The organism is Chroogloeocystis siderophila 5.2 s.c.1 (assembly GCF_001904655.1).
Lineage (GTDB): Bacteria > Cyanobacteriota > Cyanobacteriia > Cyanobacteriales > Chroococcidiopsidaceae > Chroogloeocystis > Chroogloeocystis siderophila.
This window is the reverse complement of record NZ_MRCC01000002.1, coordinates 1-13,336: the sequence shown is the minus strand read 5'-3', so window position 1 is coordinate 13,336 and position 13,336 is coordinate 1. Positions and strand designations below refer to the sequence as shown.

Sequence of the window (13,336 nt, the reverse complement as noted above, 5' to 3'; positions counted from 1 at the left end):
GAGGGATGAGGGGATGAGGGGTGAGAGAACATCATATGTATTTCTCCTCTGCTTCCTCTGCTTCCCCTGTACCCCTACTTTGCTTCTACAGGTATACGCATTGCTTTTGCCAATTCTGCGGCTACTTCAGGACGCGAGAACTCTGGAGGTGGTAATTCTCCACGACGAAGCATTTCTCTAACTTTAGTTCCCGAAAGGTGAACGCGCTCTTCGGGTTTACTCGGACTCGTTTTTGTTGTTGCCATTTGCAATGTACGCTTGCAGTAGAAAGCGTGTTCAAACATCATAGGTGTAATACCTAATTCCGCAGGCTCAAACTCGTCAAAGATGTACTGCGCGTCGTATGTACCGTAGTAGTCGCCTACACCTGCGTGATCGCGACCAACAATAAAATGAGTACAACCGTAGTTTTTACGAACTAGAGCATGGAAGATCGCTTCACGCGGCCCCGCATAACGCATTGCGGCAGGGTTAATTGCTAAAATAACGCGGTCTTGTGGGTAGTAATGTTCGAGTAAAATTTCGTAGCAGCGCATCCTTACATCGGCTGGAATATCATCTTCTTTGGTGGCGCCAACTAAAGGATGCAAAAATAATCCATCGACGGTTTCTAGTGCGCATTTTTGAATGTATTCATGTGCGCGGTGGATGGGGTTACGTGTTTGAAACCCAACAACGGTTTTCCAGCCTTTTTCTTTAAACATTTGTCGCGATGCGGCTGGATCGATTTGATAGTTGGGAAACAAAGAATGAGGATGACGTTCGAGTAACCAAACCGGACCTGCGAGATTTACTGTTCCTTGGTCGTAGACAACTTTGACACCAGGGTGCTTGATGTCATCCGTACGATAAACGTTAACGGCTTCTTTCGCTTTGTCGTAGTGGTATTTTTGTGTGAGTTGTAAGACACCAATAAATCGACCACTGGTATTGTCCAAGCGGATTAAGCTACCTTCTTTGAGCGGTTCGGCGATCGCTTCATCCACTGAAAGTGTAATTGGAATTGACCACGGTAAACCATTCGCTAACCGCATTTCAACGACTACGCGCTCGTAGTCTTCGTGTTCCATAAACCCAGAAAGCGGACTGAAGCCACCAATTGCGATCATTTCTAAGTCAGAAACGGCTCGCTCGTCAAGTTGAACTCGCGGTAAAGAATCAGCTTTGTCCAAAAATTCTTGCTTTTGTTCAGGTGTGGCGACACGATTGATCAATTGCATTCCGTGGGGAGCAATGCCGTCTCGATAACTCATCTTTTTTTTAGATTTTGTTTAGATTTGCGCTGCAAGCATATAGTAGCAAGATGTTGCCCAATAGAGAAGCAGTTGTAGCAACAAACTGATGATTATCTTTATTAGACTGAAGTGAATGCCAGAGGCTTTGAATGACTTATTACCAGAATAGAACGCGCGTTGCCAACGTTTGGGACGCTCAATGCGGGTTTCGGTGACATCACAACAGCGAAGAACCACTGCTCCAAGCGATGGACGGACGGCTCAGACCATCACATCGTTTTATCCTGGCTGAATTGCTGAGAGGATGTTTTAAAAGTGGGGGCTATTGTAAAAAAGCTCACAAGGCTTAAGCTGAAATTTGTAGACATCAGCACCTTATGAGCGAATGACTAAAGCATATCCTAATGATTTAACGTGGTTACAGTGGGAATTAATTGCCGATTTATTTCCAGAAGCGAAATCCGGTGGTCGTCCTCGTGCCACAGCACTGTATACTGTCATGAATGCCATTGTGTATATACTGTGCCAGGGATGTACGTGGCGTGCAGTGCCTGGAGATTTTCCAGCTTGGTCAACAGTCTATGGCTACTTCCCAGCATGGCATAAGGATGGCACTTTGTTGAAAGTACATGACAAGCTTTATTAGTGGGTGAGAGTGTCAGCAGGGCGGGAACCGAGTCCGTCAGAAACAGCAACAATGATTTCTACCGCAGTGGGTTATGACGCCAGTAAACAAATCCATGGACGCAAGCGGCATCTGAGCGTGGATTTGTTGGGACTAGTTTTACGGGTCTTAGTCACTCCTGCGAGTGTTCCCGAACGTAAGAGGCGAAAAAAGTACTTAAACGAGTTCATCGCATGGGAGACAAAGTGAAGCAGTGACGCACCATTTGGATGGATGACGGCTATCGAGGAGAAAACTTTATGCATTGGGTAATGGATATGTTTAAGTGGATTGTGGAAATTGTCCTCAGACCTTTAGAGAAAAAGGGTTTCCTCGTCTTACCAAAACGGTGGGTAGTAGAAAGAACTTTTGGATGGCTTAATTGGTGTCGGCGCTTGAGTAAAGATTATGAAAGACTACCCGAAACCTCAGAGACTTTTATCTATATGGCGATGATTCGTATTATGGTCAGACGACTAGCATAATTTTTTACTGGACTCGACTTTTATAGCTGTACTAAGCTGTGTTAGGACATAAAATAGAATGGGCTGTCTTGACAGTGAGGAACGCCGATGTCTGCCCCCTACAGCGCGGAGATGCGCTCCAAAGCAATGGCTGCGGTGAAACAGCGTGAACGGAAAACCGATGTTAGTAAGATGTTTGGCATCAGTCGCAATACATTTGACTAATCGCTCAAGCGCGAAGCCCAAACTGGAAACTGCCGAGCCATGACAAACTATCAGCAAGGGTGCCGTCACAAGATTACGGATTGGAGCGGTTTGGGACATTCATTAGCGCAGCCTGGTGGCAAGACACAAGTACAACTCGCGGCGTTATGGGGCGAAGGTGTGACACAGCAAAACATCCGTGCAGCAAGGCAAAAGTTGGGTATCAGTCGAAAAAAAAGACCTACGGCTATCAAGAACGCGATGCACTCAAGCGTGAAGCCTTCCGAGAACAATTGAAAACCAAGGCGGCGGGTGCGATTGTCTATGTTGATGAAGCAGGCATTGATCACATGGCGACGACTATCCGTATGGCTACTGTCCGATTGGGCAACGCTGCTACGCTCACAAGTTGGCAAGCGAACTTCTCGTATTAGTTGGATTGCTGCACTCAAACAAGGCAAGCTGTTTGCACCTCTGACATTTGCTGGCTCCTGTAACCGAGATTGGTTTGAGATGGTAGTCCTACAAAAGTAAGGATAAGTTGTAATGATGTACAAAATACCAGATAGCTCCCATGTGGTTATCCAGTTTTTTAGAGAAGGATAAGGTTTTACGGACTAAACGAGAAATACGTTGTCGAAGCGTGCAGTTAAACCGCAAGGGTCAAATTTGTTTTACCACTGTTCTTACTAACGGTTCGATGTCTAGACTGGGGAATTATTTGCTTATACGCATCCCAAAAGTCTGTATAGCAAACCGCGCATTGCCGATATACTCCGGGCAGTGACTGCCATAATCCTTCTAGAACCTAAACGTGAGCGATCGCCGACAAAGACCCCAACAATTTCTCCTGTTTTCATCTCTAAGGCTAACCAAATCGATTGTTTGTTACCTTTGTTGCTGACAAATGACCACATCTGATCACACGCTCGCTCATAGTCAAGCGCCCCTTTTTTTGGCCAAACATCTACTTGCCTGGGAGTAGCATCGTATTTTGTATTTACATAAGTTTGTAGCCAACCTTCGGATACTCCAGTCACTCTGGCAATCCCCGCCAACGGTATTTTCTCTAACAGCAACTTATCAATCCACTCCGTAGTATCCTGCCCAATCACTTTTTTGGTTGGATTCAAAACAAATTGTCTGCCACAGGCTTTGCACTTAAAGTTCTGCCCACCGTTATGGATTCTGCCATTTTTCACGCAAGAAGTTGACTGACATCGTGGACAATTTAAAGCGGGTGCTGACATAGTTGAGAGTAAAAAGACCTCTCTTCTATTTGATTCGTCTTATGGTTAGACGAATGACAGCTTAAGATTGTGTTGAAAAATCAGCTCTTAGAAGAAATTCCATAGCAAGCCAGATATTCTTCTTTTGCACATATTTCACAGATGAGCCAACATTTAACACGTAGTTGTAATTTCTTGAGTTGATTCACTCAGCTTCTAGACATTGTATACTCTTACTCAATAACTATATTTTCAAACCTAATTTTTAACCCCAAATAGATTGACAAAGAACCTTTGTCAGGATTATAGTAACGAATGGCAGTTAGAATTGAATTTCTAACTGTTAGCTCATTATTTTTTCACTTTTTTATAAGGGGAAACCAAATGGAGGCTTCTGGTAGTAGCTATTTAACTGCCACTGAAGAAACTATCGTGTTAGACGAAGACCCTGAACCACATTTAAGTTGGGGTCAGCTGACGATCGCCTTGATGAATTTGCCAGTGTTGGTTCTAGCGTAGAGCCACTAGGTTCATCTCTGGTCGTTGGCTGGCACAGCGACTGTAAAGATAAGGAGATGAATCATGCGAGGATTTACGTAGCTATGATTATTTGTACTGCTTGGTTTCTGGTGGACTGACCAAAAGCCAAAAAATTGAATATTTGTGTTGAATGCTGAAGTGCTTGCCAATTGTAGCCTTGTTTTGTATGGAGATTGATTGGGAATAATTGCATCCCTTAGTTCTCTTGGAGTTTTGGTGGAAATTGCAATCTAAGCTACTAGCTGGCGCGGGTAATATTGCGTTGCGATATGCCGATAACCAACAGTCAAAACTCTGATGAAATTGGTTTAAATTGCACCAGCAAACAGCAACAATTCCTATTGAATTTGAATCTTGAGTGGTTCATAAATAGGCTATCCTTCTATGGCTTCAATTTAGAAATTTAGCATTATTTACACAGGTTTAGTTCCCATTAAATTTTGCTTTTTAGCAGTTCATCAATGGGTTAATTTCCTATGTTTTGAATTTAGAAATTTGGCACCCTTTATTTTGAGTAATTTGTTCTGAAGTGCTTGGTTCCATGCAGCCTCCCAAAGCTGCCAATTTGCACATCCGTTCAATGAGGCTCTTGATGAACAAGCCAATTCCCCCTCTCTGCTTGCAGCGTTGCAACAAACCTACTGCAATGAAGGAAAACGTCTGATGAAAACAACAAGAAACGCCGCTGCTGGCAAGCAGCGCAAGCAACTGAAAGGGATTGAAGCAGCTACTAGAAAAGCGCTTTTACGTATTTCAGAGCAACTGATTGCCACCGCCCGTTTGAAGCCAGAGGAAGCACTGGGATACCTCGGAACAAGTACAGCCGGACTGAGCCTGGAAGAAGTAACCCGTCGCCGCAGCCAGTATGGCTTAAACGAAGTCACACACGAGAAGCCACCCACCTGGTATGCGCAGCTTTTTCAAGCGTTTCTCAATCCTTTCATTAGCATTCTTGCGTTTCTGGCAGCGATCTCTGTCGTCACTGACATCATCATGGCAGAACCAGAGGATCGCAGCTATGAAACGGTGATTATCCTCTCAATTATGATCGCCGTCAGTGCTCTACTTCGCTTCTGGCAAGAATACCGCTCTACCCAAGCGGCAGAGAAACTCAAGGCATTAGTACGAACTACGACTACTGTATTGCGGCAGGGACGGAAACCGCAGGACGTCCCCATGAGTGAGATCGTGCCAGGTGACATTATTCAACTGGCAGCTGGCGACATGATGCCTGCAGATATGCGGCTGATTGGCTCTAAAGATCTGTATGTTAGCCAATCTGTGCTCACGGGAGAGTCGCTGCCCGTAGAGAAATATGACACGCTGGGGGGCGTTGTTGAAAAGCGAACGGATGTTTACACTAATGAGTTCCAGAATCCTCTAGAGCTAGATAATATCTGCTTTATGGGAACTAACGTTGTGAGTGGGAGTGCTACCGCCGTCGTCGTCGCAACGGGAGATAATACTTACTTTGGCTCGATGGCAAAAACCCTGGTAGGTAAGCGCGCTCAAACGAGCTTTGACAAGGGCATCAACAGTGTCACCTGGCTGCTAATTCGGTTCATGCTGGTGATGGTGCCGATCGTTTTTTTGGTCAACGGGCTAACCAAAGGTGACTGGTGGCAAGCCTTCTTATTTGGCGTGTCGGTGGCGGTGGGACTCACCCCCGAAATGTTGCCGATGATCGTGACGGCAAACCTGGCAAAGGGAGCTGTGTCAATGGCGAACCGAAAGGTAGTGATCAAGCGACTCAACGCGATCCAAAACTTTGGGGCGATGAATATCCTCTGCACTGACAAAACCGGCACGTTGACTCAGGACAAGATCATCTTAGAAGTGCATTTGGATATCCACGGACAGCAAGACGATCGGGTGTTGGAATATGCCTACCAGAACAGCTTTAACCAAACCGGATTGAAAAATCTACTGGATGTGGCAGTGCTGGAGTATGGGCAGGCAAGGGGATTGCAAGCAACTGAGAGTGCTTACCGCAAGGTAGATGAAATTCCCTTTGACTTTGTGCGGCGGCGGATGTCGGTCGTGCTAGAACGCGATCGCCAGCATGTGCTGATTTGCAAAGGTGCGGTGGAAGAGGTACTGAGTATCTGTACTCGCATCATAGAGAATGGTCGCACTTGTCCGATTACCGATCAAGTCAAGCGCGAAGCCAAACAACTCACGAACCACCTCAACGCAGACGGATTGAGGGTGCTGGCTGTAGCTTATAAGCAAACCCCACCGCGCTTAGAACCCTACGGTACAAAAGATGAAGCTGACCTGGTTTTGGTGGGATATATCGGCTTTCTCGATCCGCCCAAGGACTCAGCTGCAAAAGCGATCGCCGCGCTCAACCAAAATGGCATAGAAGTGAAGGTAATCACTGGTGACAACGACATTGTCACCCGCAAAGTCTGTCGTGAAGTTGAGTTAGACGTGCAAAGAGTTTTGCTCGGTGCTGATGTAGAAAAGATGTCTGACGAAGAATTGGCAGAGGTAGTTGAACAGACCACGGTGTTTGCCAAAATGACCCCACTTCAGAAAGCGCGGGTGATTCGAGCACTGCAAAACCGAGGACATACTGTCGGTTATCTGGGCGACGGTATTAATGATGCAGCCGCCCTGCGTGATGCTGATGTGGGCATCTCTGTAGATACAGCAGTAGACATTGCTAAAGAGTCAGCAGATATCATTCTGTTAGAAAAAAGCTTGGTGGTGCTCGAAGAAGGTGTCATTCAAGGACGCCGTACCTTCGGCAACATCATCAAGTACATCAAAATGACAGCAAGTTCTAACTTTGGCAATATGTTCAGCGTGTTGGGTGGTAGTGCCTTGATGCCCTTCTTGCCAATGCTGCCAATTCATCTACTGACGCAAAATTTGTTGTATGACATCTCACAGATCTCCATACCTTGGGACTCAGTAGACCGCGATTTCTTGCGGAAACCGCGCAAGTGGGACCCTAGGAGCATCGCAACTTTTATGATCTTCGTTGGTCCTATTAGCTCAATTTTCGACTACACCACGTATGCATTGATGTGGGGTGTATTTGGGGCAAATACTGAGGCAAACGCACCATTGTTCCAATCGGGCTGGTTTATTGAAGGATTGCTGTCGCAGACGCTGATCGTTCACATGATCCGCACAGCGCGGGTGCCCTTCGTTCAAAGCATCGCATCGCTACCTGTATTGCTGACGACGGGGGCAATTATGGCTATTGGCATTTACATTCCTTTTTCCCCCTATGGCGCAGCGATCGGATTGATCCCATTGCCCAGCAGTTACTTCCCCTGGCTGTTTATGACCTTGTTGGGCTACTGTCTACTGACACAATTCATCAAGGGCTTATACATCCACCGATTTAGATCGTGGCTGTAAGACAGGCAAACGTGAAGCTTTGTTCGCTCCAACTCATCAATTGCTCACTGATCGCAAATTGTATCCCGCCGTTCATTAGTCACGACGGTATCAACTGATATCATTTCTCGCTCATTCTGACAACAGATCCACGCTCCAAGTTCCATGCTTACTCTTTGCAGCAAACCAGGAGGTAGCCATGAATAAGTTTGATTTCTTCTATCCCCGCTCTCGTTATCGGGGAGAATTCATTCCAGAACATATCGCATTTAATCTTCACTTGCAGTACTTCGCCCACCAGGTGTCGCTACTGTGCGGTCTACAGACGAATGGTAAGGTTGCACCGAGTGATGCGTATCACAGATTAGTAGAACTCTGGCAACAGTTTGAGGAATATACCGCACTAAATCTTGGCGATTTGAATAGCCATCAATCAACGCTCGATCAAATTGAAATTGAAGAAGTTTAGATGCACCTTACACCAAGGAGATATAACTATGACCCGACAAAATGCACTGCGAGATATTTTGCAGCAGCCGACGCTAGAAGCAATGAAGCAAGCAGTCAATCAACTAAACGTGGGTGAGTTAGTCAGTCTGCTTCCCACGATCGCACTTAACAAACGAGTCTTGCTTTTTTTGCTGCTGGAGGAACCAACTGCACTGCATGTCTTTAGAGGTCTTCGCTTCGAGGAGCAGCTTATTTTGCTGTATGCCATGGAAAGTTCAGAGCAGAGTTGGCTTTTAAATCTGTTAGAGCCAGATGAGCAGGCAGTATTGCTCGCCATTTTACGCCGAGGACAATTCCGCCTCAGCTATGCAACCGCTGACATCTGAGGTGATGGCACTGGCAAGCTGAGTGAATCCACGCATGATTCAATCATGCGCTAACGCGCAAAACAATTCTACACCAAGAGGTTTAACACCTATGAAAACTGACATCATTTTTTTAGTGATTGCAGCTTGCCTGACTTTGGCTATTGTTCTGGGCATAATGCTTCTTCCGAGCAGTGGGGTTAAGTCTAAAGAGAGAGATTTCAGCGATCTGTAATTTCTCTTACCCTGAATCCTTGCTTTAACAAGTGAACTTGATGACTGGGCTGGAAACGGGTGACAAATCACCCTAAGACGCTTGCGCGCAGATTTAACAATGGGAACAGCTAAGTAAATGGGTGAAATCAACTTCATTTAAAGGTTGGTAATTAGTAATTGGTCGCGGAAAAAACGTCTATTGTCCAATTACCCATTACCCGTAGTTATGCCCATCTACTTATCTCGTTCTCCAACACAATTGGACATTCAATCATAGGAAATATATTATGCAACGAAACACACTGAATGACTTACTGCGACCCAAGGCACTGGGAGCCGCAAAACGAACCGCAAATCAGCTGAGCGTGACTGAGTTGGTGCGATCGCTTCTTGAAATTGAACCGAAAAAGCGGGTGCTGGCGTTTCGGTTATTAGAGAAAGATAAGGCGATCGCTGTCTTTGAATTTCTCCATCCTGACGAACAGGCAAACTTGATTCAGGCAATGGAGGATCCCGAAATTGTTCCGATCTTGGAAGCTCTCGATCCAGAGCAGCGGGTGCGGCTATTTGAAGAACTGCCTGCCAAAGTCACCAAACGACTGTTAAGCCAACTTAGTCCTGAATCGCGTGCAGCTGTTGACTTGCTGCTAGGGTATCCCGAAGGCAGTGTGGGGCGGCGGATGAGCCTGCGCTATCTGGCAGTGCGAGAAACAACCACAGCCGAGGAAGTACACGCCTCAGTGCGGGAAACAAACCTGCGGGATGATGAACTGGATATGGTCTTTGTAATTGACAAACAGGGATTCTATCGCGGCTTTATTCGCACAGTGCGCCTGATTAAAGCCAATCCTGAAATGCCGATTGAGCGGTTAATCGACGGGAAAGACATTGCCATTGGTGCTACGGCTTCTGAAATGCAAGCGGCTCGTTTGCTCAAAGATTATAACTTGCCTGCCATCCCCGTACTTGATAGCGAAGGACGGCTAGTAGGGGATATTACCTTTAATGACGTCATTGACCTCATTGAAGAAGAAGCCTCCGCTGCTGCCCTTGCTCAAGCTGGAGTCGGTAATTTACTAGGTCGCGATCAAGCTTGGAGTGAAAAACTGGTTCGGGGTTCCATTCGCTATGCTGTTCAGCTGCGGATCGCCTGTTTGATTATTACCCTGATTGGCGGCATGGTCGTGGGAGGAGTGATTCAAAACTTTGAGGAAGTTTTGGAAACGGTCGTCGTCGTTGCCGTTTTTATTCCGGTAGTAATGGATATGGGTGGGAACGTGGGCACTCAATCGACAACTATCTTTGCCCGTGGACTGGCATGGCAGCATATCGACATCCGGCATTATGGCAGTTACTTATTCCGAGAATTCTACATTGGCGCGATCATGGGTGCGATCTTGGGCGTTGCAGGTGGTGCGATCGCCTATATATGGCAGGGAGCACCTAACGGAGTACCCCAACTCGGCTTGGCTGTCGGGATTTCCCTGTTTGCGGTTGTCACCCTGGCGGCGGTCTTAGGCGCGCTGCTACCCTGGCTTTTGTTAAAGGTGGGGTTTGATCATGGACCAGCCGCCGACCCCTTTATTACAACTATTAAAGACTTCACTGGGCTGTTGCTCTACTTCTATCTAGTATCCTTGCTGCTTGACATTCAAACCTGATGTATTTTTATTTCACCTTATCCAGTGCCTTCTGTAGAGGTAGAGTTTGCTTCTGTCAATAAAAGAGCGCTTTAAATAGTGAGTCAGATTGACCCACTCATTCAGAAAGCAGCCCATGCAACGAAATGTTTTCAATGACTTACTACATCAACCCAAATCTCTAGCAGCTACAAAGCAAACAGCCAATCAACTGCCTTTAGCCGTGTTGGTGCGATCGCTTCTTGAAATTGAACCTCACAAACGCGGTCTAGCATTTCGGCTGTTGGAGAAGGACAAGGCGATCAATGTTTTTGAAGCCCTAACCTATGACCAGCAGGCAAGCCTGCTTCAGGGCATAGCCGATCCTGAAGTTTTACCCGTTTCTCAGTCTTTGCAGCGGGAGTCTTCTGAAGAGATTGTCTACTCTCTCCTGAATGCTCCTGATGGGTAGTAAAGAGAAAAGACAGGAGATATTAACAATGGTGTTTAAACCTCACAATCAGAGATATCTTTGGAAATTGGGCACTGCCATTGGAATTGGTAGCGCGATCGCTGCTGTCATCATCTCAACCTCCAAAATTGCGCAAAACAAAGCAGAATGGTACGACTGGCTGATTGTCAATAGCTGCTGCATTCTTTCTTGCCTTGCCTGCAAGGCTATTCTAGTTGCCAGGTACGTCACGCCAACTGAGGGATGTGGGATGGATGAATGGAGAATCCATCACTCAGAGTTAGAAATGAGCTACATGAGTTGGCAAGGCTATATAACGTATCAAAGCTTTGCAGGGTATCGAGTTAGAGATATCCAGCCGACATCATCCCACCATCAGAACTCGCTGTTTGCTGATACTAGAGTTCCACCGCAAGCCTGCATCGATTTGGCAATTTTGGATACGCAATGGGCTGAATTATGTGCTCGACAGGCAGAGTTGCAGTATGTCAAGCTGCTCAAGCAAGGCATTCCACCTCACGATGCTTTTATCCGCGCACTGGATCGCTCAGTTTGATGGGCAAACAATAATCGTCAATGGCTTTAACACGATTGAGCAGCCTTATTCAGCAACAAAGGAGGTGAACTCATGTCTCAACTATCAATGCCTTTTCAAGATTTTACACAACAGCTTGCTAGTTACCTCAGTATGTCTGCAACAGCACGACCATTGACTGAAGATCTAGAACAGCGCATATTAGCGCTCCAGATTTTAGGAGAAGGCTTGGCAGCAATTGTTCTCAATGATTTACCACCAACGGAACAGGCAGAGTTACTCCAAGCGATGGAAGTATCAGAGTTAATTGGGGTGCTAAAAGCAATGGAAACCGAAAGGCGATATCATCTGTTTGCCACCTTACCTACTGAGGTGACAGAACAATTGATCGCAAATCTGAGGGCAGAATTTCAGATAGCTCTCCACTGGCTGTTTGGTAATTTGATGACTCAACCTGCTGCAACAGTTGATAAGAATGACTGTGGCGATTAGACAGGTAGACTTGCCTCGTTTTTGTACGGCTCTGCCTGCGGGAGGTGAAGCTTGAGCAAACGAACTCTAAAATCGCGCTTGATTGCAGTATTTCAGCGTTCTTATCGCCGCAGTTGGATGTCATCCCGAATTTACTGGACATTAGCTAAACGCGAATCCCGCGAACTGCATCGGGAAATTTTCCAGCAGTTAGCGCTGAAAGCTGAACGCTCGGCAGTTCGTTATGCAATTCGGCTATCTCGTTTAAGAGGAAGTCTGCCATCAAATCAATATTCGCTTGGAGATCGCCTCTGGTGTTGGATATTGTCACACTGCCCTTTGCGCTGGGCACTTGCTTGGCTAGGATGGCTAGAGAAACGCAATATCAAAGATTTACACACCTTTCTGGTGTTAAAATGGCGCACTCTCTCAAGATCTACAGATCGCTCACAGCAAAAAACTCATGATGAATACTAGCCTCATGCTGTCTCAATTCAACCATTCAGCGATCCAAACATTTAAACGGCGAGAGTTTTTGCCACTTAGCACAACTACACTCTGGCAAATCGAAACCGGAGCCGTTCGCACATTGACTTTTACTGAAAATGGATTAGCGATCCCGCTTGGTTTATGGGGTACAGGAGATATTGTCGGTCAGCCCCTTGTTCGTATTTATCCTTGCCAAATTGAGTGTTTAGTTGATGTAAAGGCGCATACTCTGAATTTTGGACAGTTTGAAAGTCTCAATCAGGTGATGCTGTCTCACATTTATCAAATGCAAGATCTGCTTCAGATGCGCAGTGGACAAGTTCCACAACGTCTATGGCAATTGTTGAAATGGCTAGCTCATAAGTTTGGCAGCGAAACGAAGCAGGGAGTTCTGGTTGAGATCCGTCTGACGCACCAAGATATGGCAGATGTAATTGGCACCACAAGAGTAACAGTAACACGCTTGCTACAGCAATTTGAGCAAGAAGGTGCAATTAGCCGATTAGGTAAACGCGGTTTCTTGTGGCATTGCTAAAGAGTTCCTCTCATCAGGTGCTAGCTGTCCTGGAACTAAGACCTCTGGGGAACTGGGGCAGTTAGTACCTTTTCTTAACGTTTTTGCCAATTCTGTCAATATTCACCAACAGCCAACACGGGAGCGATCTTCTACATCACCAATATATTCAACCAGATGACCCATTGTAACCGTCGTTCTGCTAAAACATTGGGGTGTCCAACTGGCTGGGATTTTCACGATGTCTGGTTTTTGCTTAAATTTGCGCCATACCTGGACTAGCTTTGGTATGCCATAATGCCAGAATTGCACAGCTATGTACAGTGCGGTACAAGTCATTACAGCGGAAGAGAGCCATTCCAGCCAGGGAAGGTTACAACCCAGTCGAGAAAGACCCACAATTAAGGCATCATCGAGAAGACTAAAAATGAAAGGAAATAATTGACGAAATAAATTTGGGGGTAGTCCTGAATAAGTAAGGATAGTAGAGATGGCTCACTCTACTTCAATCATGT

Annotated in this window: 12 protein-coding genes and 3 pseudogenes; 13 read left to right on the top strand and 2 right to left on the bottom strand. The window is 46.1% G+C overall.

Annotated features, from left to right (window positions below; all coding sequences use genetic code 11):
* Nucleotides 1–74: 74 nt before the first annotated feature.
* Entirely contained in the window at nt 75–1,253 is a 1,179-nt protein-coding gene (gene sat, locus NIES1031_RS01895; RefSeq protein WP_073547847.1) for a sulfate adenylyltransferase, read from the bottom strand.
* A gap of 367 nt (nt 1,254–1,620) precedes the next feature.
* Here sat and NIES1031_RS23150 point away from each other — a divergent pair.
* Nucleotides 1,621–2,384: pseudogene (locus NIES1031_RS23150) on the top strand (IS5 family transposase).
* A gap of 87 nt (nt 2,385–2,471) precedes the next feature.
* Nucleotides 2,472–3,080: pseudogene (locus NIES1031_RS25380) on the top strand (transposase); the annotation flags it as partial.
* A gap of 9 nt (nt 3,081–3,089) precedes the next feature.
* Here NIES1031_RS25380 and NIES1031_RS23140 read toward each other — a convergent pair.
* Nucleotides 3,090–3,817 (bottom strand): annotated as a pseudogene (locus NIES1031_RS23140) (IS1 family transposase).
* 363 nt (nt 3,818–4,180) lie between these two features.
* Between NIES1031_RS23140 and NIES1031_RS25905 the strand changes: the two are divergent.
* From NIES1031_RS25905 to NIES1031_RS01815, 11 genes are all read left to right on the top strand, one after another.
* Nucleotides 4,181–4,315 (top strand): hypothetical protein, encoded by a 135-nt coding sequence (locus NIES1031_RS25905; protein WP_269085987.1) that lies wholly within the window; start codon nt 4,181–4,183, stop codon nt 4,313–4,315.
* 648 nt (nt 4,316–4,963) lie between these two features.
* The gene (gene mgtA / locus NIES1031_RS01855; protein WP_218596636.1) at nt 4,964–7,711 is read left to right on the top strand and encodes a magnesium-translocating P-type ATPase; all 2,748 of its coding nucleotides are present in this window, start codon (nt 4,964–4,966) and stop codon (nt 7,709–7,711) included.
* Nucleotides 7,712–7,889: 178 nt separating this feature from the next.
* A complete protein-coding gene (locus NIES1031_RS01850; RefSeq protein ID WP_073547843.1) occupies nt 7,890–8,159 on the top strand; it encodes a DUF7219 family protein in 270 nt (89 codons plus the stop codon).
* 28 nt (nt 8,160–8,187) lie between these two features.
* Nucleotides 8,188–8,526 carry a magnesium transporter MgtE N-terminal domain-containing protein gene (locus NIES1031_RS01845; RefSeq protein WP_073547842.1) on the top strand — a complete coding sequence of 113 codons (339 nt, stop codon included), beginning with the start codon at nt 8,188–8,190 and terminating at the stop codon, nt 8,524–8,526.
* Nucleotides 8,527–8,617: 91 nt separating this feature from the next.
* Nucleotides 8,618–8,740, top strand: coding sequence for a hypothetical protein (locus NIES1031_RS25900; protein WP_269085986.1), 123 nt, complete (start codon nt 8,618–8,620; stop codon nt 8,738–8,740).
* Between the two features lie 268 nt (nt 8,741–9,008).
* Nucleotides 9,009–10,382 (top strand): magnesium transporter, encoded by a 1,374-nt coding sequence (gene mgtE, locus NIES1031_RS01840; RefSeq protein ID WP_073547841.1) that lies wholly within the window; start codon nt 9,009–9,011, stop codon nt 10,380–10,382.
* Between the two features lie 115 nt (nt 10,383–10,497).
* On the top strand, nt 10,498–10,812 hold the full coding sequence (locus NIES1031_RS01835) for a magnesium transporter MgtE N-terminal domain-containing protein (protein ID WP_073547840.1): 315 nt from the start codon (nt 10,498–10,500) through the stop codon (nt 10,810–10,812).
* 28 nt (nt 10,813–10,840) lie between these two features.
* Nucleotides 10,841–11,368 (top strand): hypothetical protein, encoded by a 528-nt coding sequence (locus NIES1031_RS01830; RefSeq protein WP_143167686.1) that lies wholly within the window; start codon nt 10,841–10,843, stop codon nt 11,366–11,368.
* Between the two features lie 72 nt (nt 11,369–11,440).
* Nucleotides 11,441–11,839, top strand: a complete 399-nt coding sequence (locus tag NIES1031_RS01825; RefSeq protein WP_084544227.1) for a magnesium transporter MgtE N-terminal domain-containing protein — start codon at nt 11,441–11,443, stop codon at nt 11,837–11,839.
* Nucleotides 11,840–11,890: 51 nt separating this feature from the next.
* Nucleotides 11,891–12,295: a hypothetical protein gene (locus tag NIES1031_RS01820; protein WP_073547837.1), complete on the top strand. Its 405-nt coding sequence runs from the start codon at nt 11,891–11,893 to the stop codon at nt 12,293–12,295.
* The gene (locus NIES1031_RS01815; RefSeq protein ID WP_073547836.1) at nt 12,282–12,842 is read left to right on the top strand and encodes a Crp/Fnr family transcriptional regulator; all 561 of its coding nucleotides are present in this window, start codon (nt 12,282–12,284) and stop codon (nt 12,840–12,842) included. The genes NIES1031_RS01820 and NIES1031_RS01815 overlap by 14 nt, the downstream gene beginning before the upstream one ends.
* Nucleotides 12,843–13,336 lie beyond the last annotated feature (494 nt).

Bases quoted from the DNA above. Each gene is read 5' to 3' on its own strand.
- sat (WP_073547847.1), bottom strand. From the start codon at position 1,253: ATGAGTTATCGAGACGGCATTGCTCCCCACGGAATGCAATTGATCAAT.
- NIES1031_RS25905 (WP_269085987.1), top strand. From the start codon at position 4,181: ATGGAGGCTTCTGGTAGTAGCTATTTAACTGCCACTGAAGAAACTATC.
- NIES1031_RS01850 (WP_073547843.1), top strand. From the start codon at position 7,890: ATGAATAAGTTTGATTTCTTCTATCCCCGCTCTCGTTATCGGGGAGAA.
- NIES1031_RS01845 (WP_073547842.1), top strand. From the start codon at position 8,188: ATGACCCGACAAAATGCACTGCGAGATATTTTGCAGCAGCCGACGCTA.
- NIES1031_RS25900 (WP_269085986.1), top strand. From the start codon at position 8,618: ATGAAAACTGACATCATTTTTTTAGTGATTGCAGCTTGCCTGACTTTG.
- mgtE (WP_073547841.1), top strand. From the start codon at position 9,009: ATGCAACGAAACACACTGAATGACTTACTGCGACCCAAGGCACTGGGA.
- NIES1031_RS01835 (WP_073547840.1), top strand. From the start codon at position 10,498: ATGCAACGAAATGTTTTCAATGACTTACTACATCAACCCAAATCTCTA.
- NIES1031_RS01830 (WP_143167686.1), top strand. From the start codon at position 10,841: ATGGTGTTTAAACCTCACAATCAGAGATATCTTTGGAAATTGGGCACT.
- NIES1031_RS01825 (WP_084544227.1), top strand. From the start codon at position 11,441: ATGTCTCAACTATCAATGCCTTTTCAAGATTTTACACAACAGCTTGCT.
- NIES1031_RS01815 (WP_073547836.1), top strand. From the start codon at position 12,282: ATGATGAATACTAGCCTCATGCTGTCTCAATTCAACCATTCAGCGATC.